This window comes from Actinomadura parmotrematis (assembly GCF_019458805.1).
Taxonomy (GTDB): domain Bacteria; phylum Actinomycetota; class Actinomycetes; order Streptosporangiales; family Streptosporangiaceae; genus Spirillospora; species Spirillospora parmotrematis.
Window position 1 is genome coordinate 162200 of sequence record NZ_JAIBOA010000002.1, and the last position, 22922, is coordinate 185121.

The 22922-nt window shown below is 75.3% G+C and carries 23 protein-coding genes and 1 pseudogene; 14 read left to right on the top strand and 10 right to left on the bottom strand.

The window, feature by feature from the left end; genetic code table 11:
• Nucleotides 1-41 precede the first annotated feature (41 nt).
• Both K1Y72_RS03610 and K1Y72_RS03615 read left to right on the top strand, forming a co-directional pair.
• The gene (locus tag K1Y72_RS03610; RefSeq protein ID WP_220163197.1) at nucleotides 42-1871 is read left to right on the top strand and encodes an endonuclease/exonuclease/phosphatase family protein; all 1830 of its coding nucleotides are present in this window, start codon (nucleotides 42-44) and stop codon (nucleotides 1869-1871) included.
• A gap of 59 nt (nucleotides 1872-1930) precedes the next feature.
• A complete protein-coding gene (locus K1Y72_RS03615) occupies nucleotides 1931-2608 on the top strand; it encodes a hypothetical protein (protein WP_220163199.1) in 678 nt (225 codons plus the stop codon).
• A 7-nt stretch (nucleotides 2609-2615) separates the two neighbouring features.
• On the opposite strand, the gene K1Y72_RS03620 is transcribed toward K1Y72_RS03615, so the two are convergent.
• Entirely contained in the window at nucleotides 2616-2951 is a 336-nt protein-coding gene (locus K1Y72_RS03620; RefSeq protein WP_220163201.1) for an MmcQ/YjbR family DNA-binding protein, read from the bottom strand.
• A 103-nt stretch (nucleotides 2952-3054) separates the two neighbouring features.
• Here K1Y72_RS03620 and K1Y72_RS03625 point away from each other — a divergent pair, with 103 nt between their 5' ends.
• Nucleotides 3055-3276, top strand: coding sequence for a TetR/AcrR family transcriptional regulator (locus K1Y72_RS03625; protein WP_258571869.1), 222 nt, complete (start codon nucleotides 3055-3057; stop codon nucleotides 3274-3276).
• Here the strand turns inward: K1Y72_RS03625 and K1Y72_RS37530 are convergent.
• Entirely contained in the window at nucleotides 3219-3551 is a 333-nt protein-coding gene (locus tag K1Y72_RS37530) for a transposase (RefSeq protein WP_220163203.1), read from the bottom strand. The genes K1Y72_RS03625 and K1Y72_RS37530 overlap by 58 nt on opposite strands.
• Here K1Y72_RS37530 and K1Y72_RS03635 point away from each other — a divergent pair.
• The 5 genes and pseudogenes from K1Y72_RS03635 (at nucleotide 3436) to K1Y72_RS03650 (ending at nucleotide 6214) form a co-directional block, all read left to right on the top strand.
• Nucleotides 3436-3702 carry a hypothetical protein gene (locus K1Y72_RS03635; RefSeq protein WP_220163695.1) on the top strand — a complete coding sequence of 89 codons (267 nt, stop codon included), beginning with the start codon at nucleotides 3436-3438 and terminating at the stop codon, nucleotides 3700-3702. The genes K1Y72_RS37530 and K1Y72_RS03635 overlap by 116 nt on opposite strands.
• A gap of 10 nt (nucleotides 3703-3712) precedes the next feature.
• Nucleotides 3713-3784, top strand: a pseudogene (locus tag K1Y72_RS36960) (helix-turn-helix domain-containing protein); the annotation flags it as partial.
• Between the two features lie 449 nt (nucleotides 3785-4233).
• The gene (locus K1Y72_RS36965) at nucleotides 4234-4830 is read left to right on the top strand and encodes an RNA-guided endonuclease InsQ/TnpB family protein (RefSeq protein ID WP_308286869.1); all 597 of its coding nucleotides are present in this window, start codon (nucleotides 4234-4236) and stop codon (nucleotides 4828-4830) included.
• A gap of 133 nt (nucleotides 4831-4963) precedes the next feature.
• Nucleotides 4964-5296, top strand: a complete 333-nt coding sequence (locus tag K1Y72_RS03645) for a hypothetical protein (protein WP_220163205.1) — start codon at nucleotides 4964-4966, stop codon at nucleotides 5294-5296.
• Nucleotides 5297-5326: 30 nt separating this feature from the next.
• Nucleotides 5327-6214: an MFS transporter gene (locus tag K1Y72_RS03650; RefSeq protein WP_220163207.1), complete on the top strand. Its 888-nt coding sequence runs from the start codon at nucleotides 5327-5329 to the stop codon at nucleotides 6212-6214.
• Nucleotides 6215-6351: 137 nt separating this feature from the next.
• Here K1Y72_RS03650 and K1Y72_RS03655 read toward each other — a convergent pair whose 3' ends face one another.
• Together K1Y72_RS03655 and rraA are read right to left on the bottom strand one after the other, a co-directional pair.
• Nucleotides 6352-8400: a M6 family metalloprotease domain-containing protein gene (locus K1Y72_RS03655; protein WP_220163209.1), complete on the bottom strand. Its 2049-nt coding sequence runs from the start codon at nucleotides 8398-8400 to the stop codon at nucleotides 6352-6354.
• Between the two features lie 116 nt (nucleotides 8401-8516).
• A complete protein-coding gene (rraA, locus tag K1Y72_RS03660) occupies nucleotides 8517-9002 on the bottom strand; it encodes a ribonuclease E activity regulator RraA (protein WP_220163211.1) in 486 nt (161 codons plus the stop codon).
• Nucleotides 9003-9097: 95 nt separating this feature from the next.
• On the opposite strand from rraA, the gene K1Y72_RS03665 reads away from it, so the two are divergent.
• Nucleotides 9098-10669 carry a serine/threonine-protein kinase gene (locus K1Y72_RS03665; protein WP_220163213.1) on the top strand — a complete coding sequence of 524 codons (1572 nt, stop codon included), beginning with the start codon at nucleotides 9098-9100 and terminating at the stop codon, nucleotides 10667-10669.
• A gap of 14 nt (nucleotides 10670-10683) precedes the next feature.
• On the opposite strand, the gene K1Y72_RS03670 is transcribed toward K1Y72_RS03665, so the two are convergent.
• A complete protein-coding gene (locus K1Y72_RS03670) occupies nucleotides 10684-11157 on the bottom strand; it encodes an Lrp/AsnC family transcriptional regulator (protein WP_220163215.1) in 474 nt (157 codons plus the stop codon).
• A gap of 184 nt (nucleotides 11158-11341) precedes the next feature.
• On the opposite strand from K1Y72_RS03670, the gene rocD reads away from it, so the two are divergent.
• Together rocD and K1Y72_RS03680 are read left to right on the top strand one after the other, a co-directional pair.
• On the top strand, nucleotides 11342-12535 hold the full coding sequence (gene rocD / locus K1Y72_RS03675) for an ornithine--oxo-acid transaminase (protein WP_220163217.1): 1194 nt from the start codon (nucleotides 11342-11344) through the stop codon (nucleotides 12533-12535).
• Between the two features lie 98 nt (nucleotides 12536-12633).
• On the top strand, nucleotides 12634-13647 hold the full coding sequence (locus tag K1Y72_RS03680) for a glycosyltransferase family 2 protein (protein ID WP_220163219.1): 1014 nt from the start codon (nucleotides 12634-12636) through the stop codon (nucleotides 13645-13647).
• Here the strand turns inward: K1Y72_RS03680 and K1Y72_RS03685 are convergent.
• A complete protein-coding gene (locus K1Y72_RS03685; RefSeq protein WP_220163221.1) occupies nucleotides 13628-14677 on the bottom strand; it encodes a glycosyltransferase in 1050 nt (349 codons plus the stop codon). The genes K1Y72_RS03680 and K1Y72_RS03685 overlap by 20 nt on opposite strands.
• A 222-nt stretch (nucleotides 14678-14899) precedes the next feature.
• Here K1Y72_RS03685 and K1Y72_RS03690 point away from each other — a divergent pair, with 222 nt between their 5' ends.
• Both K1Y72_RS03690 and K1Y72_RS03695 read left to right on the top strand, forming a co-directional pair.
• Nucleotides 14900-15505 (top strand): PadR family transcriptional regulator, encoded by a 606-nt coding sequence (locus K1Y72_RS03690; RefSeq protein WP_220163223.1) that lies wholly within the window; start codon nucleotides 14900-14902, stop codon nucleotides 15503-15505.
• Complete coding sequence (locus K1Y72_RS03695) at nucleotides 15502-17130, top strand: MFS transporter (RefSeq protein WP_220163225.1); 1629 nt, start codon at nucleotides 15502-15504, stop codon at nucleotides 17128-17130. The genes K1Y72_RS03690 and K1Y72_RS03695 overlap by 4 nt, the downstream gene beginning before the upstream one ends.
• A 10-nt stretch (nucleotides 17131-17140) precedes the next feature.
• On the opposite strand, the gene K1Y72_RS03700 is transcribed toward K1Y72_RS03695, so the two are convergent.
• From K1Y72_RS03700 to K1Y72_RS03715, 4 genes are read right to left on the bottom strand one after another with little or no spacing between them, the layout of a single operon-like run.
• Nucleotides 17141-17668, bottom strand: coding sequence for a flavin reductase family protein (locus K1Y72_RS03700; protein WP_308286870.1), 528 nt, complete (start codon nucleotides 17666-17668; stop codon nucleotides 17141-17143).
• A gap of 12 nt (nucleotides 17669-17680) precedes the next feature.
• Nucleotides 17681-18178, bottom strand: a complete 498-nt coding sequence (locus tag K1Y72_RS03705; protein WP_220163227.1) for a DUF6113 family protein — start codon at nucleotides 18176-18178, stop codon at nucleotides 17681-17683.
• A gap of 37 nt (nucleotides 18179-18215) precedes the next feature.
• Nucleotides 18216-19097, bottom strand: coding sequence for an N-acetyl-1-D-myo-inositol-2-amino-2-deoxy-alpha-D-glucopyranoside deacetylase (gene mshB / locus K1Y72_RS03710; RefSeq protein WP_220163228.1), 882 nt, complete (start codon nucleotides 19095-19097; stop codon nucleotides 18216-18218).
• A 60-nt stretch (nucleotides 19098-19157) separates the two neighbouring features.
• Nucleotides 19158-20681, bottom strand: a complete 1524-nt coding sequence (locus K1Y72_RS03715) for a serine/threonine-protein kinase (protein WP_220163229.1) — start codon at nucleotides 20679-20681, stop codon at nucleotides 19158-19160.
• Nucleotides 20682-20832: 151 nt separating this feature from the next.
• Here K1Y72_RS03715 and K1Y72_RS03720 point away from each other — a divergent pair, with 151 nt between their 5' ends.
• Entirely contained in the window at nucleotides 20833-22920 is a 2088-nt protein-coding gene (locus tag K1Y72_RS03720; protein WP_220163230.1) for a S9 family peptidase, read from the top strand.
• Nucleotides 22921-22922 lie beyond the last annotated feature (2 nt).

Genomic DNA, 22922 nt, shown 5'->3' on the forward strand with positions numbered 1-22922 from the left:
ACGTGAGAATCCTTCACGTCGGCGTGCGGGGAGGATGCGGGATGCGGCTGCGGTTCGATGTGCTCGCCGGGGTCGTGGTGCTGGCGGACGTGCTGCGCGTCTTCCTGCCCTCGCTCATCACCCTGTTCGGCCGCGCCGGCGAGACGCCCGCCGAGCAGATGGGCGCCTACGCGCTGGTCTGGTTCGTCGTGCCGCTGCTGGTGGTGCCGCTCGCCCGCGCCGTTCCGGCCCGGTGGGCGGCGCTCGCGGGTGCGGGGGTGCTGGTTGCGGCGCGGCTCGTTCTGCAAGGGGCGGACGGCGGCGATCTGCAGCTCTACGCGGCGAGTGTCGGGCTGCTCGGCGGGCTCGTGTGGCTGGTCGGGACGGCCATGGACGGCGCCGCGGCGCCCGCGATGGTCGGGTTCGTCGGCGGGCTGGCGGCGTCCACGGCCGTGCACGCGGCGCTGGAGGGCGTCGATCTGGTGTGGCGGGGCGGATGGCTGCCGTGGGTGCCGGTCGTGGCGTACGCGGCGCTGTTCCTGGTGGCGGCGGTGCGGGCGCGGCCCGACGCCGGACCGGGGAGGCCGGGCATGTGGCTGGCGGCCGGTCCCGCCGTGCTGCTGTGGGGCCTGTACGCCGGGAACGCCGCGCACGCGCAGGCGAGCGGCGTGTGGGCGGGGTGGGTCGCGGTGGCGGCGGTCCTGTCGGTCGCGGTCGCGGCGCGGCCCCGGTTCTGGACGCGGCATCCGGCGGTGCCCGCCGTGCTGCTGGTGCTGTCGGCGCTCGGGTTCGCGTTCGGGCGGGCGACCGAGGACGGGATCCACGGGGTCTCCCCCGCGTGGACGGTCGCCGCGCAGGTCGTCGGGCAACTCGCGCTCGCGGGCTGCCTCGGCTGGGCGGCGGGCGCGCCCGGCGACGGCCGCCCGGGTCGGCGCGGACTGGCGATGGCGGGCGGATGGCTGCTGTTCGTGCTGCTGGTCTTCGCCTACTACTCCGCCTACGACCTGGGCGTCCCCAACCGGTGGGTGCCGGTCGTCGCCGCGCTGCTGGTGCTGGTCCCCGTGCGGCGCGGTGCGCGGGAGGTGAAGGCGGGCGCCGCCGTGGCCGGGGCCGCGCTCGTCACGGTCGCGGCGGTCGCGGCGGTGCCGCTCTGGCGCGGGGACGCGCCGGGGTGGACGCCCGCGCCGGGCGGTCTCCGCGTCGCCGCCTACAACGTCCGCATGGGCTACGGCATGAACGGGACGATGTCGGTGGCGGCGCAGGCGGACGCGCTGCGCGCCCTGCGCCCGCACGTCGTCGTGCTCAGCGAGGTGGACCGGGCGTGGCTGCTGAACGGCGCCCGCGACAACCTGGAGCTGCTCCGCGAGCGGCTCGGGTTCCGGCGGGCGGTGTGGGCGCCCGCCGGGGACGAGGTGTGGGGCGACGCGCTGCTGACGGACCTGCCGGTCGTGCGGTCGCGGAACGCGCCGCTGGTGAAGGGCGGCCCGACGGGCGCGCAGGCGCTGTCGGTCGACCTGGTCTGGCAGGGCCGGATCCTCACGGTCGTCGCCACGCACACGCAGCCGCCGGATGGCTGGTCCGATCTCGGGCAGGCCCGGCAGCTCGCCGGGATCGTGCGGGAGGCCGCGGCGGGAGGCCGCCAGGTGGTGCTGGCCGGGGACCTCAACCTGCAGCCGGGCGAGCCGCCGTGGACGGTGCTGCTCGGCGCCGGGCTCACCGACGCGCTCGCCCCGGCCCGGCCGCTGTTCACCTCCCCGGCGGTGGCGCGGCCCGTCCAGCAGATCGACCACGTCCTCGTCACGCCCGGCCTGGCGGGGCGGGACGCGGTCGCCCCGGACGTGCGGGCGTCCGACCACCGGCCGGTCGCGGTGACGCTGGTACCGCGCCCCTGAGCCGATCTGAGTATCCGAGCGGATGCCGGCGGCCCGGCGCGCCGCGCAGGATGGCCGCCATGCACCGGAAGACCGTCATCGTCGCCGCCGTCCTCGCCGCCGCGGGCTGCGCCTCCCCCGAGGGGCGGGCGGCGGACCGGGCGGCCGACCGCGCCGCGCTCGTCGCGCACATCGTCTACGACTCCGCGGCCGTCACGGCCGAGGAGGCGGGCCGGCGGACCGCGCGGGTCCGGGACGTGGAAGTGATGCGGGCGTCCGGCACCGGCGACGTGCGGGTGGTGATCCGCCTGGCGGGCACCGCGTCGCAGGGCTGGGCCGATCCGCAGCCGGTCGCCGTGAAGCGCTGCTTCGAGCTGCGCTTCGGCCCGCGCGCCGAGTACGACCGCGCCCCGGACGAGGTGCCCTGCCCCCGCACCCCGCCGATCACCTACGCGCCGCTGCCGCCCGCCCCGGAGCTGCCCGTGGAGGCGTTGCGCAGGGCGCTGCCGAAGGTGCCGCGCGGGGGCGCCGTGGACGAGGCGAAGGTCCGCGCCGCCGTCGGCGGGCTGCGGATGGACGCGCGGATCCGCCGCGAGGTGCGGCGGTCGGGGGACGCGGTGCGGGTGCGGCTGCTCGGCCCGCACGAGGGTGACGGCCCGCTCGACTGCGTGCTCGGCAGCGTCGAGCCGGGAGTCACCCGCGTGTGGGTTCCGTCGCGCGTCCAGCGGATGCCGGGCGAGGGCGGTTGCGCACTCTGAGCCGGAGTCAGGGGACGGTCGCCGACACCTTCTTCGGGACGCACATCCGCCACGCCTCGACGACCAGCTCGCGCGCCTCGTCCGGCTCCAGCGCGGCGGTCCAGGCGTGCACCCAGTTGAACCGCAGGTCGGACTCGCGCGGCAGGTGGAACTTGGCGGGCTCGCTCGCGACGAGCGCGGCGCGCTCCTCGCGCGGGAACGCGAACCCGAGGATGGTCTCGTCGGCGGAGAACGCGGCGTAGACGATCGGGCCGACGCGGAACTTCACCCGGTCGCGGATCAAGTGCTCGCTACTGCGGGGCAGCCCGCGAGCGACGGTCCGCACGTCGGTCACTGTGATCATCGGTGCCGATCCTACGGCCCGCCACCGTTTTGGACTGAATTATCTAGAACGTATCGCGGTGCAGGCATGGCACGACCACGGGCGTTCGACGAGGGCCGGGCCGTTGAGCGCGTTCTGGACCGCCGGGTACGAAGCGACCTCCACCGAGGACCTCTGCGCGGTGACCGGCGTCGGGCGGAGCAGCCTCTACAACGCCTTCGCCGGCAAGCGCGAGCTGTTCCTGCGGGCGCTCCGCCGCTACCGGGATGCGGGCCGGTGCTCCGGCCTTCAGGCCAGGGGTGAGGGCGCGCGCCGGGAGGGCCGCCAGGCCCGAGCGGCGCTTTGACCGGAACGGTTCTGTTGCTGGATGTACCGATGGACGACGCCCGGCGATGCCCCACCGGCGGAGCCCGCGATGGACGAGCCCGACCAGAGCTTGTCGGTCCGGTAGTAATGGCGTACCTGGTCGGGGAGTTCCTGCCGGGGGCGGCGCGAGGAGATGTCCTTGAGGGAGCCGGCCGACCTGGCCGCCGCCTTGGGCGGGAAGTCGGCCGGCGGGTGGGGATGGTCGTTCTCGCCGTTGAACTCGGCCGGCTCGGCCTCGAAGGTCGGCGCGCACATCCCGCGTGATCGTCCCCGTGCGGGCCAGGTGCCGGCCGGCGAACACCACGCGCCGGAACTTGGTCATGGAGACCACGTGGACGTCCCTGGCGAGAACACGGTTCTTACCGGTACGGACATCTACCAGCTCGGTCACATGAAGACACGGTGAAGTCACTTCCGTGCAGCTCCGCTACCAGTTCCGCGTCTACCCCAGGCCCGGTCAGCGGGTCACGTTGGCGCGGGCGTTCGGGTGCGCGCGGGTGGTGTTCAACGACGGACTGCGGCTGCGACGCCAAGCCCACGAGCAGGGCTTGGCGTACGTCTCGGACGCCGAGCTGTCCAAGCGGGTCATCACCCAGGCCAAGGCCACACCGGAGCGGGCGTGGCTGGGCGAGGTGTCGGCGGTGGTGCTCCAGCAGGCCCTGACCGACCTCAATGCCGCCTACCGCAACTTCTTCGCCTCGATTACCGGGAAGCGCAAGAACCGCAAGGTCGCCCCGCCGCGGTTCCGGTCACGCAAGGACAACCGGCAGGCCATCCGCTTCACCCGCAACAGCCGCTTCAAAATCCTGGGCAACGGACGGCTGCGGCTGCCCAAGATCGACGACCTGGACGTGCGCTGGTCGCGGGAGCTGCCGTCGGAGCCCTCCAGTGTGGCCGTCATCCGGGACGCGGCGGGCCGGTACGTCGCCTCATCGTCGTGCAGACCAGCGACGATGAGGCGTTGCCGCCGGTCGACGCCGAGGTCGGCATCGACCTGGGGCCGACCCACTTCGCGGTCCTCTCGGACGGCACCAAGATCACGGCGCCGAAGTTCCTGCGGCGGGCGGCCCACAGGCTCAAGCGGCTGCAACAGGCCCTGTCCCGCAAGCAGCGGGGCAGCAACAACCGTAAGAAGGCCGCCGTGAAAGTGGCGCGGGCGCATGCGCAGGTGGCCGATGCGCGGCGGGACTGGCAGCACAAGCTCTCGACACAGATCATCCGCGACAACCAAGCGGTGTACGTCGAGGACCTGTGCGTCACCGGCCTGGCCCGGACCCGCCTGGCCAAGAGCGTGCATGATGCAGGCTGGACGTCCTTCACCGGCATGTTGGAGTACAAGGCCGCCCGCTACGGGCGCACCTTTCACCGGGTGGACCGGTTCTTCCCCTCTACCCGCATGTGCTCGCAGTGTGGCCGGATCAACGAGAAGACGGCTCTGGGTGTCCGGTCGTGGACCTGCTCTTGCGGAGCCGTCCACGACCGGGACGTCAACGCCGCCATCAACGTGCTCGCCGCCGGACAGGCGGAGAGCTAAACGACCGTGGAGCGCACATAAGACCGGGACCCGTCCTGGCGGCACGCAACGAAGCGGTAACCCACCCGGATGTTGCGTATTCCACGCGCAGCGTGGAGGGAATCTCCGTCCTTTAGGGCGCAGAGGATGTCAAATGGACGAGCGCAACGCCGCCACCGCCGAGCTGATGGACGGCGACGCGCCCGTCCGGGAGAAGGTCGCGACGATGCTCGCCCGGCTGGTCGAGGAGGAGAGCGGCGGCGAGCACCTCGGCTGCCTGGTCGTCAACACCGGCATCGAGCTCGCGCCCGCGACCCGGAGGTCGCGGCGGTCCTGCACCGCGACTACCTGTGGCGCCTGGAGGCCCTGCGGGCGGCGTTCGAGCGCGGCAGGCGGGCGGGCGAGCTGGACGCCGTCGCGAGGAGCGCGCTGCACCTGTTCTGAACCGGGCCGGGAACGGCCGCGCTTCACCATGCCCACGTTTTGAACCGGACGATCCAAAATGGAGGAGCCCCCCATGCCCCTGGCCGTCCACCTGCTCGGGTTCGCGATCTTCGCGCAGGGCACGTCGGAGTTCATGCTCGCCGGGCTGCTGCCCGGCCTGTCCGCCGATCTCGGCGTGTCCGTCCCGGCGGCGGGCCTGCTCATCTCCGGCTACGCGGCCGGCATGGTCGTGGGCGCGCCGGCGCTGGCGCTCGCCCCGCTGCGGTGGGCGCGGCGGACGGCGCTGGTCGCCTTCCTCGCCGTCGTCGCCGCCGCGCACGTCGCGGGCGCCCTCACCTCCGACTACGGGTTCCTGATGGCGACGCGCCTGGTCGGGGCGGCGGCGAGCGCGGGGTTCTTCGGCGTCGCCGGGGTCGCCGCCGTCGGGCTCGTGCCCGCGCACCTGCGCGGGCGGGCGATGGCGGTCGTCATCGGCGGCGTCACCGTCGCGACCGTCCTCGGCGTGCCCGCCGGGACGCTGCTCGGGCAGTCGCTCGGGTGGCGGACGGCGTTCTGGACGGTGGCGGCGCTGTCGCTGCTCGCCATCGCGGGCGTGGCGGCGACGCTGCCCGGCGGCCGTCCCGAGGGCGAGGCGGTGCCGCGCGTCGGGGACGAGCTGCGCGCGATGGCGCGGCCCGGCCTGCGGGCCGCCTACGGCACGGCCGCGCTGTCGTTCAGCTCGACGATGGCGACGTTCGCCTACCTCGGCGCGCTGCTGGAGGACACGACGGGCCTGGACGAGCGGTGGGTGCCGGCCGTGCTCGCGCTGTTCGGCGCCGGTTCCCTCGCCGGGATCGCGGTCGGCGGCCGGATCGCCGACGCGCGCCCCGTCCGGACGCTGGTGATCGGCCTGTCCGGGGTCGTGGCGTCGTCGGCGGCGATCGCCCTCACCGCCGGGTTCGGCTACCCGTCGGTGGCATAGGTGGGCGCGGCGATGGCGGTCGCCGCGCTCGGGACGGTCGCGGTGGGCGTGGCGATGGAGCGCCGCACCCCGGCGGCCGCCGCGGCCGTCCCGGCGCCCGGACCCCAGCGGAGCTGGGGTCCGGGCGCCGGCGCGGCTCAGCGCAGGGCGCAGCCGCCGGTGGCGGTCTTGGTCGGGTCGCTCTCGGAGGCGGCGGTCAGGCCGAGGCGCGCCGTGCGGCTCGCGCCCGCGCCGGGCTTCGCCCACACCTGGACGGTGGTGAGCCGCCCCGCCTTCGCGGTGGCGAGGGCGTTGGGCACGACGGCCGTCCAGCCGCGGCCGGTCACCGCCGCCTTGAGCCGGTACACGTCGGACGCGGCGTAGCCGGTCCCGGCCTGCCCGCTGTTGCGCAGCACCATCGTGCACTTGCGCCAGCCGCCCCCGGCGGGCACCGCGAGCCCGGGGCTGAGCCGGACGCCGCGCGCCTGCGGGCCCGCGCCGTCCAGGGAGCGGACGGCGATCGTGTACGACAGCACGCCCTTGCGGTCGCGCCTGACGTCCAGGACGTAGAAGTGCAGGCGGTTGGCCTCGTCCACGTACTCGTACTGGCTGCCGGAGTTCGTGCCGGCGTGGAAGAGGCCGTCGGCGAGCTGCCGGTAGTCCCCGATCGTCATCTTCTGCGGGGTGCCGTCGGGGCGGACGAAGTCGACCTTGTCGATGTCCTGCGGGTTCGCGTCCTCGATCCAGATGAACGGGGCGCTGTCGCGGTCCTTGGTCTTGGCGAGCAGCACGCCGGAGTCGGGCGTGAAGGAGTCGAAGCCCATCCGGTCGACGACCTCGACGGTGTAGTTGTCGTACCGCCCGCCGTCGCACATCGGGTCGGCGGCGGTGTCGCAGGCCGGGCTCCTGTCGCCGCCGTCGCCGAGCTTGAGGTTGACGCCGGTGAGGCCGCCGCTCCCCGGCTCGACCTCGCGGGCGGTGACGGTCGCGACGACGACGCCGGAGGAGGCGATCCCGTCGCGCGTCAGCTGGAGCACCTTGGCGGGGTCGACGATGCCGAGTTTCAGCTTGTTGCGCAGCATGTGCTGCGAGCCCATGGACGCGCCGCTCACCGCCGGGATCGTCCAGCGGCTGTGCGGGCCGCCCGGCCCGTTGAAGCTGCCGCGGCTCAGCATGTCCCACGGGCCGTTGTAATCGCGTCTGGGGGGAACGCTGTAGGGGTTGTTGTAGTTGTCGCCGATGCCGAGGATGTGGCTGAACTCGTGCGCGAACACCGCCATGCCCGAGCTCTCGGCCTGCGTCGAGCTGCCGGTGACGGCGTTCGGCCAGATCGTCGAACCGGCCTGCCAGGACGTCCAGTCGACGTAGCGGGTCTTCACCCAGTTCGGCAGCGCGGGGTCGCCGGGGCCCCATTCGGCGGGGACGGCCTCGGGCGAGGCGAACTTCATCTGGCCGAACTCCTGCCAGGTGGACGACTCGTCCTGGCCGGCCGACAGGAAGAACACGAAGTCGTACTGGGCGGCGACGTCGGCGCCGACGTCGGCGAGCCAGGCGGCGCGCGCGTCCGCGCGGATGTCGCGGTTGCAGGTGTCCCCGGCGGGGCAGCCGGTGCCCTGCTGGAAGCCGTCGACGCCGTACTCGTGGTCCTTGTGCGGCATCCGGTAGACGCCGTAGCCGGTGAGGTCCACGCCGTAGCGGCCGCCGGAGTCCTCCATCCAGTACTCGTGCAGGGTGTGGCCGTGGTTCAGGTCCTGCGGCTTGTTGAGGAAGTCCTGGTAGAAGGCCGGGACCTGGTCGCGCGGCACGTCGCCGACCGACGACGGGTTGCCGAAGATGGTGGAGTTCTTCGGCTTGGTGATGACGAAGTCCTGGTTCGGATAATCGACGAGGACGACGGCGCCCTTGAAGTTGCGGACCGACCCCTTCACCGCCGGGTCGGCCCAGTTCGTGCCCGGGATCTTCTTGTAGTCGTCCCAGGTCATGGTGTCGGGCAGCTCGTAGTTCTGCGGGTCGATCGCGCGGGGTCCGGCCGCGGTGCGGGCGTCCTGCCCGCGCTGCCAGGGCTGGGTCCGCGGCCAGTGCCGCATCTGCCAGGGGTTCGCGGTGGGCTTCGGGGCGGAGGGGCGGGGGTCTGCCGTGGCGGGCGCCGCGAGGACTGCGGTCAGCAGGATCGCGGCGGCGGCCACCAGGCCGTGGTGCGCTCGCATGTCTCCCCTGTCTCAGACGATGCCGAAAACGTAGGAGACCCCCGCGGCCCGATCAACGGCCGGAATGGACGAGGCGGGGGCCGCCGGTATGGCAACCCCCGCCCGGTTCGGACGGCTCAGCCGCGCGGCAGCTCGCGCGCCGCGACGACGACGCCGTCCTCGTCGCCGTACAGCCAGTCGCCGGGGCGGAACTGCGCGCCGCCGAACTCCACGGTCACGTCGACCTCGCCCGCGCCGTCCTTGGCGCTCTTGCGCGGGTTGGAGCCGAGCGCCTTCGCGCCGAGGTCCAGGGTGCGCAGCACCGCGACGTCGCGGACGGCGCCGTTGATGACCACGCCCGCCCAGCCGTTCGCCACCGCCGCCGCCGCGATCTGGTCGCCCATCAGCGCGGACGCGAGCGAACCGCCGCCGTCCACCACCAGCACGTGCCCCTCCCCGGGGGTGTTGAGCAGCTTCTTCACCAGGCCGTTGTCGCGGTGGCAGCGCACCGTGCGGACCGGCCCGGCGAAGGCGGCGCGGCCCCCGTACGCGCGGAACTGCGTCTCGCAGCTGCGCAGCTCGTCCCCGAAGTCGTCGATGAGGTCAGCGGTCGCGAAGTCCATGACCGCAGCCTACCGATCGGTAACTACCCGGCGAAGTCCTGACAAGCGCCGACGTGCTTCGGTAGGAATGTCCCACCGCCCCCCATGGAGGTCGCATGCCCGCCCCCGTCCCGGTCTACGAGCCGCTGCGGCCCGACGATCCGCGCGCCGCCGGCCCGTACCGGCTGCTCGCCCTGATCGGCGCGGGCAGCGGCGGGCGGGCGTACCTGGCGGGCCTCGGCGACGACCGCCGGTTCGCGGTGACGTTCGCGCGCCCCGAGCTCGCCGTCCGCCCCGAGTTCCGGCGGCTCCTCGCGCAGGAGGCCGCCGCGGCGGGCCGCGTGCGCGGGCCGCGCGTCGCCGCCGTCGTCGCGGCCGGGGCCGACGACCCGGCGCCGTGGATCGCCGCCGAGCACGTGCCGGGCCCGTCGCTGGCCTACACCGTCGCCGCGACCGGGCCGCTGCCCGTCGCGTCGGTGCGGCTGCTCGTCGCGGGCGTCGCCGAGGCCCTGGCGGCGTTCCACGAGGCCGGGATCGTGCACGGCGACCTGAAGCCGTCGAACGTGCTGCTCGCCGAGGACGGCGCGCACGTCACCGACGCGTCGATCGCGCGCGCCGCCGCCGCCGCGGGCGTCACCCGCGCCGACGTCGAGCCCGGCGCGCTCCGCTTCCTGGCGCCCGAGCACCTGGACGGGGAGCCGCCCGCGCCGCCGCTGGACGTGTTCGCGCTCGGCGGCGTCGCGCTGTTCGCCGCGACCGGGCGCCCGCCGTTCGGCGACGGCACCGCCGCCGACCTGGTGGACCGCGTCGGGCACGGCGACCCCGACCTGGAGGGCTGCCCCGAGGAGCTGCGCGACCTCGTCGCCCGCTGCCTCGCCAAGGACCCCGCCGACCGTCCCGGGCTGCGCGAGCTGCTCGCCGAGCTCGCGCCGCTGAACGCCGGCGCGTCCGGGCCGTGGCTGCCCGAGGACGTCATGCGGCGGCTGCCCGCCTACGCCGACGCCGCCCCCTACCAGCCGAAGATCCCCGAGCACCTGCACGGCTTCCCGAAGGCGCCGATGCCGCCGCCGGGCGGCCTGGCGGCGCGGTCGCCCGGCCCGGCGGGCTGGCTCGTCGGGCTCGGCGCGGGCGCGACCGCGCTGGCCGTCCTGCTCGCCGTGATCGTCGCGCTCGCCGTCGCCTACTTCGTGTTCGGCATCGGCGACGGCGGCGGCGAGGGGAACGGCGTGGCCGCCCCGCACGAGGCGTCGAGCGCGCCGCCGCCGCCGTCGTCGTCCCCGCCGGGCGGGACGGGCGCGCCGGGCGGCGCCCCGAACGCGCCGCAACCCGGGCAGCAGCTCGGCCACTACCCGCGCATCGACCTGTCCGACGGGCAGACGCTGACCTTCAGCGGCGCGCCCGCCCAGCCCGGCGTGCGCGGCGACTTCACCTTCGCGCACTCGTTCCTGTCGGCCGACCGCATGGCGCTCCTCGACCCCGGGACGGCGGGCGGCTACCAGGCGTGCACGGGCGAGACGCGCTACTTCACCAGCGCCTGGCGCGACGACGTCCCGCCGGGCAGCCTGCTCTGCGTCCTGACGGCGGCGGGGCGCGTCGGCCTCATCCACGTGATCGGCTACGGCGGGCCGCCGCCCACGATGCTGCTGGAGCTCACCGTCTGGCAGGGCGCCCCCGCCACCGGCAACTGACCCGGCCGGACGGGTCAGGCGGTCACGGTCGCGGCCGGGGAGGGGGCGTCGGTCGGGCGGCCGATGAGGCGCGACAGGACGATCGCCGTCTTGGTGGCGGTGATGTTGTCCTCGCGGCGCAGCCGCTCCAGCACCTGCTCCAGGTGCTGGATGTCGCGGGCCCGCACGTGCACGAGGGCGCTCGCGTCGCCGCTCACGGTGTAGGCGGCGACGACCTCGGGATGCTTGCGGATGCTGGAGTAGATCTCCTCGGGCGAGGTCGCGCCGGTGCAGTAGATCTCGATGAACGCCTCGGTCGTCCAGCCGAGCGCGGCCGGATCCACCACGGCGGCGAACCCGGTGATGACCCGGTCGGCGCGCAGCCGGTCGACGCGGCGCTTCACCGCCGGGGCCGACAGCCCCACCTCGGCGCCGATCTGCGCGAACGAGGCCCGCCCGTTCTCCAGGAGCGACGCAACGATTCGACGGTCCAGTTCGTCAAGACGCAACAAACAACTCCCCCCAAGTCGGTTTTCGTCATTGGTTGCTCGTTGCACCCGAACATACGCTGGGTCATGGATCGCCGCCCACCGGTTCCGCGCGATCCGCACGCCCCCCTCGGCCACCGGCGGACCCGCCGGTGCGACCAGCGTTCCCGGCCGCCCGGCCGGGCCGAGCGAGCGAAGGAGAGTCGTGACCCGATCCGACGAGCTGCGGGCCCTGTCCGAGGAGCACAGCGCGCACAACTACCACCCGCTGCCGATCGTGATCGCCGAGGCGCGGGGCGCCTGGGTGACCGACGTCGAGGGGAACCGGTACCTGGACATGCTGTCCGCCTACTCGGCGGTCAACTTCGGGCACGCCAACGAGCGGCTCACCGCGGCCGCCAAGCGGCAGCTCGACCGGGTGACCCTGGTCAGCCGCGCGTTCGACCACGACGAGTTCGGGCCGTTCGCCGCCGAGCTCGCCGAGCTGTGCGGCAAGGACATGGTGCTGCCGATGAACAGCGGCGCCGAGGGCGTGGAGACCGCGCTGAAGACGGCCCGCAAGTGGGGCTACGAGGTGAAGGGCGTGCCGGACGGGCAGGCCAACATCATCACCTTCGAGCACAACTTCCACGGCCGCACGACGACGATCGTGAGCTTCTCCACCGACCCGGTCGCCAAGCTGTCCTACGGCCCCTACACGCCGGGGTTCCGCACCGTCCCCTACGGCGAGATCGGGCCGCTGGCGCAGGCGATCGACGAGAACACCGTCGGCGTGCTGATCGAGCCGATCCAGGGCGAGGCCGGCGTCATCGTCCCGCCGGAGGGGTTCCTGCGGCAGGTCCGCGACCTGTGCACCGAGCGCGGCGTCCTGATGATCGCCGACGAGATCCAGACCGGCCTCGGCCGGACCGGCGCCACGTTCGCCTGCGAGCACGAGGACGTCGTCCCCGACGTCTACATCCTCGGCAAGGCGCTCGGCGGCGGCATCGTGCCGGTGTCGGCGGTCGTCGCCGACCGCGACGTCCTCGGGGTGTTCCAGCCCGGCCAGCACGGCTCGACGTTCGGCGGCAACCCGCTCGCCTGCGCCGTCGCCCGCGAGGTCATCGCGATCCTGAAGACCGGCGAGTTCCAGGAGCGCTCCCGCGAGCTCGGCGCGCACCTGCACGAGCGGCTCGGCGCGCTGCCCGGCGACCTGGTCCGCCAGGTGCGCGGGCGCGGCCTCTGGGCGGGCGTGGAGCTGCACAGCCTCGCCCGGCCGGTCAGCGAGCGGCTGAAGGACCTCGGCGTGCTGGCCAAGGAGACGCACGAGACGACGATCCGGCTCGCCCCGCCGCTGGTGATCAGCCGCGAGGACCTGGACTGGGCGCTCGACCAGTTCGAGGCCGCCCTCAAGGGCTGACCCGAGCACGAGGGGGCCGGGGCGGGGCGCGCGTTTCCGGACGACACGCGCGTTCCGCCCTGCGCCGCCGTCCCGGCCCGGCCGCCCACAATGATCACATGCCGTCCGCAAGCCGCACCGGGCCGCGCGTCGCGGTCGTCGCCACCGCCTCCGGCGGGCCCGCCCCGCTGGCGCGCCTGCTGGAGTCGCTCGCCGCGCAGTCGGCGCCGCCCGCCGCCGTCGTCGTCGCCGACCGGACCGCCGGCCCGGACGCGGCCGCCGTCGTCGCCGAGCACGCCGGACGGCTGCCGGTGCGGCGGATCGCGTCCGCCGGGAGCGTCTCGGCGGCCCGCAACGACGGCCTGGCCGAACTCGGCCTCTACGACCGCTCCGCGCACGCCCGGCCGTCGGGGATCCGCGTCCTGGAGTCGATCCTGGCCGCCGAGGCGCGCGGCGGCGGGACGGCCACCGCCACCCTGCCCGAGACGCCCGACCTCCTGGTCTTCCCCGACGAGGGCGCCTGGTACGCCGAGGACGCGTTCGCGCTCGCCGCCGACGCCGTCGCGCGCGGCTGCGACGCCGTCTCCGGCCGCCTGCTGGACCCCGCCGGGACGCCCGTCCGGCCCGCCGCCGGCCCCGACCGCCGCCCCCTCGACGCGCGGACGGTGTGGACGCACGCGCCCGGCGGGGCCTGCTTCTTCACCGCCGGCTACCTGCGGGCGGTCGGCGGGTTCGACGAGAACCTCGGCCCCGGCGGCCGCTCGCCCTGGCACTCGGGCGCCGGCACCGACCTGCTGCTGCGCGGCCTCCGCCGGGGCGCCACCGTCGTGTACGACCCGCGCGTCCGCGTCCACGAGCGGCCCGCCGCCCTCGACGAGGCCGCGCTGCGCGCCGAGGCGCGGCACGCCGCGCGCGGCACCGGCCGCGTCCACCGGCGCCACTACGGCGGCTACGCCTGCACGCGCGCGATCGTCCGCCCCCTCGGGACGGCACTGCTGGCGGCGGCGCGCGGCCGCTGGTCCGAGACGGCCCGGCACCTGCACGAGGCCGTCGGCCGCGCCGAGGGCGTCTACGACGTGCTGCTGCCCGCGCCCGCCCCGCCGGGGGCGGCGGTCACCCGACCAGCCCGCTGAACACCTCGTGGTGGCGCGCGGCGGCGCGCTCCCACGTCAGGTCCCGGACGCGGCGGAGGCCCGCGTCGCGCAGCTCGGCGGCGCAGCCGGCGTCGCCGAGCACCTGCCCGAGCGCGAACACCAGGCTGCCGAGGGACAGGTCGGGGACGGTCCGGGCCGCTCCCCCGGCGGCCTCGGGCAGCGCGCCCCGGCCGGAGACGACCGCGGGCGTCCCGCAGGCCATCGCCTCCAGGACCGGCAGCGCCGACCCCTCGTGCGAGGACGGCAGCGCGAGCGCCGCGGCGCCCCGCAGCAGCGGCGCGACGAGCGGGCCGGGCACCGTCCCGAGGCGCCGCACGTGCGGGGCGGTGTCCAGCACCCGCGCGAGGGCCCCGTCCCCGGGCGCCGGGCGGCCCGCGACCACCAGCGGGACACCGATCCGGGCGGTCGCCTCGACGAGCAGCGGGACGTTCTTGCGCGGCGCGAGCGCGCCGAGGAACAGCACGTAGCGCGGCGGCAGGCGGAGCGGCGCGAGCCGCTCGGCGTCCCCGCCCGCCCCCGGGTGGAAGCGGGCGGCGTCGAGGCCGTAGGGGATCGGGTGCAGGCGGCGGGCGGGCACCCCGAACACCCGGTGGACCTCGCGGGCGGCGAATTCCGACGCGGTGATCACCGCGTCCGCGACGTCGAGGAGGCCGCCGACCCGCCGGTACCAGAGCCGCTCGCGGGCGGCGCCGCGCGGCCCCGCCGGGCGCCGCGGCGGCAGGCCGTGGACGGTCGCGGCCACCGGGATCCGGGCGGGGACGAGGGCGCCGGTGTCACCGGGATAGTGCAGCATGTCCATACGGCAGCGGCGCGGCCACACCAGGCCGTCGGCGACCGCGTACGCCAGGGCTCGGGCGGGCCCGCGCACGATGGGCGGGACGAGCACGCCGGCGTCCACGCCGAGCGCGCCGAGCCGCTCGTACAACGGTCCGGCGTAGGCCGGCCCGCCGCCGGGGTGGGGCTGCCCGGCGTGAGGTTGCAGGGACCTGCCCGAGACTGCGACTCGCATGGTTTCCGGACCGTAGCCAGGCCGCGCCGCGCGGGCGCCCCGCCGCGCTCGGCGAGGACCGCATTTGGGGCGCCGTTGGCGACCCGATGCCCCGGCCGGGACGCGGCGGCGTCCCCAGTGGTGTCGCGTGTGCCACATCGGGTGGATAACGGGATGCCATACCAGTCGGAGTGGATTAGTCTAAGTGGATCAATCCACTCCGACATCGAAGCATCGACTGATATGTCCAGACCGCTGACCCCGCTCGCGCTCGCCGTCCTCCACATGCTGGAGGCCGGCCCCATGCATCCCTACGAGATGCAGCAGCGCATGCGCGACCACTACTACGACCACGCGGTGAAGGTCACCCACGGGTCGCTCTACCACACCGTCGAGCGGCTCGCCGCGACCGGCATGATCGAGCCGGTGGAGACCGCCCGCGCGGGCCGCCGCCCCGAGCGCACCGTCTACGCGATCACCACGGCGGGGCGGGACGCCGCCGCGATCCGCCTCGCCGATCTGCTGAAGAACCCCGTCGAGGAGTTCCCCCTCTACGGGACGGCGCTGGCGTTCGCCGGCATGCTCCCCGAGGACGAGGTGGCGCGGCAGCTGCGCGGCCGGGCGGTCGCGCTGGAGGGCCGGCTCGCCTCGCTGCGGGCCACCTACGACTCCGTCCGGGAGATCGGGGTGCTGCGGCACCAGCTGCTGGACGCCGAGCTGGAGATCGCCCGCGTCCGCGCCGAGCTGGAGTTCACCCGCGGCCTGGCGGCCGACCTCGTCGAGGGCCGGCTGTCCTGGAAGGACCTCACCATGACCCATCGCACCCCCCGAGCCGAGGAGGCACCGTGACCAGGTGGCGCGGCAACCCGTGGGCGATCCTGCTCACCCTGTCCCTCGGGTTCTTCATGACCCTGCTGGACCTCACCATCGTCAACATCGCCGTGCCGAGCATGGTCGACAAGCTGCACGCCTCGCTGGACGAGGTGCTGTGGGTCGTCAACGCCTACGTGCTCGTGCTCGCGGTGCTGCTCATCACCGCGGGCCGCCTCGGCGACCTGTGGGGCAAGAAGAACCTGTTCATCGCGGGCGTGGCGCTGTTCACGCTGGCGAGCCTGGCCTGCGGCCTCGCCCAGGACCCCGCGCAGCTCATCGCGGCGCGGACCGTGCAGGGCCTCGGCGCGGCGCTGCTCATGCCGCAGACCATGTCGATCATCATCGCGACGTTCCCGCCGGAGCGGCGCGGCGCCGCGCTCGGCGTGTGGGGCGCCGTCGCGGGCGTGTCCACGATCGCCGGGCCGACCATCGGCGGCCTGCTGGTGAGCGCCCTGGACTGGCGGTGGATCTTCTTCGTGAACCTGCCGGTCGGGATCCTCGTCCTCGCGATGGCCGTGCCGATCCTGCCGGGCCACCAGCGGGGCGTGAAGCACCGCTTCGACGTGCTCGGCGTCCTCCTCGCGACCGCGTCGCTGTTCTGCCTGGTGTTCGCGCTCACCGAGGGCGAGAAGTACGACTGGAACGGCTGGATCTGGGGCCTCATGGGCGCCGCCGCGGCGCTGCTCGCGGCGTTCCTGCTCCAGCAGCGCGCCAAGCAGGACGCCGAGCCGCTCGTGCCGTTCGGGCTGTTCCGCGACCGCAACTTCTCGGTGCTGAACTTCGTCGGCGCCGCCGTGTCCATCGGCATGATCGGCATGTTCCTGCCGCTGTCGTTCTACCTGCAGTCGGTGCTCGGCTACAGCGCCTTGAAGGCCGGCCTGGTGATGGCGCCGTCGTCGCTCGTGTCGATGTTCCTCGCGCCCGTCGCGGGCAAGCTGTCGGACCGCTACGGCGGCCGGTTCATCCTCATGGGCGGCCTGTTCCTCTACGGCCTCGGCATGGTGTGGATCGTCGCGATCGCCGACGTCGGCACCGACTGGACGAGCTTCCTGCCGGCGTTCATCGTCACCGGCATCGGCATCGGCGGCGTGTTCGCGCCGATGGCGACCGAGGCGACCCGCAACGTCCCGCCGCGCCTCGCGGGCGCCGCGTCGGGCGTCAACAACACCATCCGGCAGGTCGGGTCGGTGCTCGGCAGCGCCGTCGTCGGCGCCGTCCTGCAGAGCCAGCTCGCGTCCGCGCTGCACGACCAGGCGGTGGAGCGGTCCGCGGCGCTGCCGCCGCAGGCCCGGCAGGGGTTCGTCGAGGGCGTCGCCGAGTCCGCCAAGGGCGGCCTGGAGGTCGGCGCGGGCCAGCACGCGCAGCAGGTGCCGCCGGGCACCCCGCCCGCGCTGGCGCACCAGCTCCAGGAGGTCGGCGCGGCGGTGTTCCAGCACGCGTTCGTGGACGCGATGAAGCCGACGATGCTGACGCCGATCATCGTGATCTTCCTGGCGGCCGCCGCGTGCCTGGCGGTCAAGCGCTACCGGGCGGCCGACGCCGGCACGGGCACCGCCCCGGCCGACCCGTCCGCCGACCCGTCGGTGGACGCCGCGCGCTAGCGGGTCCGGTCTAGCGGTCCAGGGCGCGGTAGCCGCCGCGGTGGAAGACGAGCGGCTCGGCGTCGGGGTCGGGCAGGTCCAGCGACAGGACCTGCCCGACCACGATGCTGTGGTCGCCGGCCTCGTGGACCTGCCGGGTGCGGCACTCCAGCGCGGCGAGCGCGCCCGCCAGCAGCGGCGCGCCGGTCTCCGCGCCGCGCACCGTCGGCCAGCCGTCGAGCTGGTCGTCCAGGGGGCGCCCGGGGGCGGCGAACCAGTCGGACGCCTCCCGGTGGCCGGTGCCGAGCACCGACACCGCCCAGAACCCGGCGGCGAGGACGGCGGCGTGGAAGCGGCCGGTGCGCTCGGCGCAGAACATCACGAGCGGCGGGTCCAGCGACACCGAGCTGAACGAGTTCACCGTCATGGCGTGGTCGACGCCGTCCGCCACCGTGGTGACGACCGTCACGCCGGTCGCGAACGCGCCGGTGACCTCGCGGAACAGCCGGCCGTCGGGGAGGGCCGCCGCGGGCGGGGGGATCGGCGCTTCGTCGTTCACAACGCCCCCACCCTACCCGCCGGTAGGAGGCGCGCCCCTCGTCAGCCAGCCGCCCGGCTCCCGCGGCCCCACGGGCGAGGTGGCGAGCCCGACGGCGAGCGCCACCATCCCGCCGATGAGGAACACGTAGCCGCTGGTGGTGCCGGGCACGACGAGGTCGCCCTCGGGCCGCTGCCGGCTGAGGACGAGCACGACCGCGAGCCACGCCGCGGCCGGGACGATGCCGCCGAGGCGCGAGCCCATGCCCCACGCCGCCAGCCAGGCGAGCGCGGCGTTCGCGGCGATGAGCACGGCGACGGCCAGGAACGCCGGGCCGAACCCCTGCAGGAACGAGCCGACGACGCCGAGCGCGGCGCCGAGCAGCGCGAGGACCGCGTAGGCGGCACCGGTGGCGAACGCCTCCAGCGGCCCCGGCTCGTCCGGTCCGCGGCGCGGCGCGGGCGCGGTGGCGGGGACGGCGGTCGCGCCGGCCGCCGGGGGCGCGGGCGCCGCCTGCTCGTCGTGGTCCACGGACGTCAGGGTAGCCGGACGTCAGGGCAGCCGGGCGTCAGGGCAGCCGGGCGAACAGGTCGGTCTCGCGGCCGCCGGGCCCGGCCGGGCCGGGCTCGCCGTCCAGCAGCACGTAGTACTCGGTGCCGAACGCCTGCTGGGCCAGGTTGTTCGACAGCGCGAAGTAGGGGCCGGCGCCGTCGGGCGCGACGGTGATCTGGGTGCGGTGGGCGCGCAGCGCGGCCAGCTTGGCGGGCAGGTGGGCGCGGGCGTCCACGGCACTGGTGATCTCCCCGTCGGGGATGCCCGAGCCGAGCTCGTCGAGGCCCGCGACCCGGTCGAACGGCAGCTTGGCCTCCCGCATGACCGCGATGGCGCGGGCGAGGACGGTCCGCGGCGTCGCGTAGGCGTAGAACTTGCGGGCCCGGTGCGGGTCGCCGCCGGGGCCCGGTTCGGCGGCGAGCTCGTGGGCGCGGCGGGCGACGCGGTGCGCCTGGATGTGGTCGGGGTGGCCGTAGTTGCCGCGCCGGTCGTAGGTGACGATGACCTCGGGGCGCAGCTCGCGGATCGTCTCGGCGAGGCCGCCCGCCGCCTCGTCCAGGTCGGCCTGCCAGAAGCAGCGCGGGTCGTCGTTGCTGGGGGCGCCCATCATGCCCGAGTCGCGGTAGCGGCCGGCGCCGCCGAGGAAGCGATGGTCGGTGACGCCGAGCGCCGCGCAGGCGGCGGCGAGCTCGCCGATGCGGTACCGGCCGAGCCCGTCCTCCTTGTCGGCGGCCAGGTGGCGCAGCTCGGGAGGGATGACCTCGCCCTCCTCGCCCAGCGTGCAGGTGACCAGGGTGACGTGCGCGCCCTCGGCCGCGTACTTGGCCATGGTCGCCCCGGTCCCGATGGTCTCGTCGTCCGGGTGGGCGTGGACGAACAGGATGCGCGGCTCGGTCATGACCTAACCGTACTCAGGGCGGGCGCCCGCGCGGATGCCCGCCCTGCCGTCACGCGCCGGTCAGCCGTTGCCGCCCTCGGACCGGGACTGGGACTGGGCGTTGCCGCCGCCGGTGCCCGTCCCGGTGCCGGTGCCGGTCCCGTCGCCGGGGCCGGTGCCGGTCCCGCCGGTGCCGCCGTCGCCGCCCGTCCCGCCGCCGCCGGTGCCGCCGGTCGGCTCGGTCGACGGCGCGCTGGTGGTGGGCTCGCTGGTCGGCTCGCTGGTGGTCGGCTCGCTGGTGGGCTCCCGGGTGGTCGGCCGCGCCGTGGGCGTCCGGACCCGCGTCCGGGTCGGCGCCGGCTCGCTGGACTCGGTCTCCTGCTCGGACTCGGTGGCCGAGACGCTGTCGCTCGGCGTCGGGGAGTCGTCGGTGGCGGGGCCTCCCCCGCCGAGTCCCTTCATCGCGAAGAACACGATCGCGGCGAGCACCACGATCGCGCCGACCGCGGCGACGATCGGCCACGGGGACCGGCCGTCGCGACCGCCGTCGTCGTAGCCGTAGCCGCCCGCCCGGGTGGCGCCGCCGTAGCCGCCCGCCTGGGTGGCGCCGGCGTAGCCGCCCGCCCGGGTGGCGTCGGCGTAGCCGGGCGCGGGCGGCAGGGTGCCGGTGTAGGCGGCCGGCGACACGCGGGTGGCGCCGCCGCCGTAGGGGTCCTGCGGCACGACGGCGCCGGCCGCCATGTGCTCGCCCTCGGCGAGGAAGGTGGTGGCCTGCGCCGGGTCGTCCAGGTGGGTCTGCGCCGCCGGGGCCGCGCCGATCAGGTTGAGCATGAGCTGCTGCGCGGTCGGCCGGCGGGCCGGGTCCTTCTGCAGGCAGGACGCGAGGAGCTGCTGCATGTCGGCGGGCACGCCGTGCAGCGACGGCGGCTCGTTCATCACCCGGTTGATCACCGCGACGACGGTGTCGTCGCCGAACGGGGGCCGGCCGGTCGCGGCGTACACCATGGTCGCCGCCCACGCCCACACGTCCACGGCCTCGGTCAGCTTGGCGCCGGCGACCTGCTCGGGCGCCATGTAGGACGGGGTGCCGATCGCCTTGGTCGCGGCGGTCTGGCCGACGTCCAGGGCCCGCGCGATCCCGAAGTCGATCACGCGCGGCCCGTCCGGCGCCATGATCACGTTGTGCGGCTTGAAGTCGCGGTGCACGATCCCGGCCTGGTGGATCGCGACGAGGGCGGTGGTGGTGCCGATGGCGAGGCGGTCCAGCGACGCCTCGGTGATCGGGCCCTGCGCGCGGATCTGGGCGTACAGCGACGGGCCGGGCACGTACTCGCTGGCGATGTAGGGCCGGTCGCCCGCCATGTCGACCTCCAGGACCTGCGCGGTGCAGAACCGCGCGACCTGCTTGGCCGCCTGCGCCTCCCGGATGAAGCGGTTGCGGGCCGCGGCGTCCTCGGTGAGGTCGGCGCGCAGGAGCTTGATCGCGGCCTGCCGGCCGCCCCCGTCCCTGCCCAGGTAGACGACGCCCTGGCCGCCCTCTCCCAGTCGCTCCAGGATCTCGTAGGACCCCAGCCGCCGGGGATCGCCCGGCTGCAACTCCGGCATGGACCACTCCCTGTTAGACCCTCGTCCGCGAAGCTTCGAGCTTACGCGAGCCTGCCCGCGATCACGGGTCGTTCCCCGCTCGCGCGATCCAACCACGCCCGTGCGCGCGGGCGCATCCCGCGCGGCCCGGGACGGCTGGCAGACTCGGGGGATGAGCATCAGCTATCCGCGGCAGAGCGCCCGCACCCGGAGGTTCACCCTCGGCGTCCCGCGCTCCTTCCAGATCGCGCCGGACGGCTCCTCGGTCGCGTTCCTGCGCACCCGCGGCGGCGACGACCCGGTCACCTGCCTGTGGACGCTGGACACCGCGACGGGCGAGGAGCGGCTCGTCGCCGACCCGGCCGCGCTGGACGTGCCGGGCGAGGAGAGCCTGCCGGCCGAGGAGCGGGCGCGCCGCGAGCGGGCCCGCGAGCAGGCGGGCGGCATCGTCGGGTACGCCGCCGACCAGGACCTGGCGCGCGCGGTGTTCGCCCTCGGCGGGCAGCTCTACGTCGCCGAGTTCGCGACCGGGCAGGTGCGGGCGCTGCCCGCGCAGGCGCCGGTGTTCGACCCGCGCCTGGACCCGGCGGGCCGCCGCGTCGCCTACGTCTCCGGCCGCACCCTGCGGGTGATCGAGCTGGACGGGACCGGCGACCGCGCCCTGGTGCAGCCCGAGAGCGAGCAGATCTCCTACGGCCTCGCCGAGTTCATCGCGGCCGAGGAGATGGGCCGGATGCGCGGGTACTGGTGGTCGCCCGACGGGTCGCGGCTGCTCGCCGCCCGCGTCGACGAGACGCCCGTGCAGCGCTGGACGATCGCCGACCCCGCCAACCCCGACCGGCCCGCCGCCGAGGTCGCCTACCCGGCCGCCGGGACGCCGAACGCGATCGTCGGGCTGGTGCTGCTGGACCTGGAGGGCGGCCGCACCGGCGTCGCCTGGGACCGCGGCGAGTTCCCCTACGTCGTCACCGCCTCCTGGGACCGGCGCGGGCCGCTCGCCGTCGTGCAGTCCCGCGACCAGCGCTCGCAGCGGGCCCTCGCGGTGGACCCGTTCGGCGGCGAGACCCGGCTGCTGACGACGCTGCACGACGCGGTCTGGTCGGAGATCGTGCCGGGCGTCCCGGCGCGGACCGGCGGCGGCGACCTCGTCTGGATCGCCGAGGACCGCGGCACCGAGACGCGCCGGATCACCGTGGCGGGCGAGCCGGTGACGCCCGCCGGCCTCCAGGTGCGGTCGGTGCTCGGCGTCGACGGCGCGGAGATCCTGTTCACCGCGTCCGAGGAGCCCGCCGAGGTCCACCTGTGGCAGTACCGGCCGGACGGCCTCACCCGGCTGACCGACGGGCAGGGCGTGTTCGGCGGGCTGCGCGCCGGCGACGTCACCGTCGTGACCGGCGCCCGCCTGGACGCCCCCGGCACGCGGGTGGAGGTGCGCGGCCCGAAGGGGACGCACCCCGTCGCGTCGCTCGCCGAGACCCCCGTGATCACGCCGCGGGTGGAGCTGCTGGAGGCCGGCGACACCGCGATCCGCACGGCGGTGCTGCTGCCGTCCGGCTGGACGCCCGAGCAGGGCCGCCTGCCGGTGCTGCTGGACCCCTACGGCGGCCCGCACGCCCAGCGGGTGCTGGCCGTCCAGCGCGCCTACTGCGAGGCGCAGTGGCTCGCCGACCAGGGCTTCGCCGTCGTCATCGCCGACGGGCGCGGCACCCCGGGCCGCGGGCCCGGCTGGGAGCGCGCGGTGCACGGCGACTTCGCCGGGCCCGTCCTGGAGGACCAGATCACCGCGCTGATGGCGGCGGCCCGCGCGCACCCGGACGCCCTGGACCTGGACCGGGTCGGCATCCGCGGCTGGTCGTTCGGCGGCTGGCTCGCCGGGCTCGCCGTCCTCGCCCGCCCCGACGTGTTCCACGCCGGCATCGCGGGCGCCCCGGTCACCGACTGGCGGCTCTACGACACCCACTACACCGAGCGCTACCTCGGCCTGCCCGACGAGGAGCCCGCCGTGTACGCGGCGAACTCGCTGGTGGAGATGGCCGGGCGGCTGGAGCGGCCGCTGATGCTGATCCACGGCCTCGCCGACGACAACGTCGTCGCCGCGCACACGCTGCGGCTGTCGTCGGCGCTGCTCGCGGCGGGCCGCCCCCACACCGTGCTGCCCCTGTCGGGGGTCACCCACATGACGCCGCAGGAGGAGGTCGCCGAGAACCTGCTGACGCTGCAGGTCGACTTCCTCAAGCGCACCCTCGGCCCCGGCCGCTGACG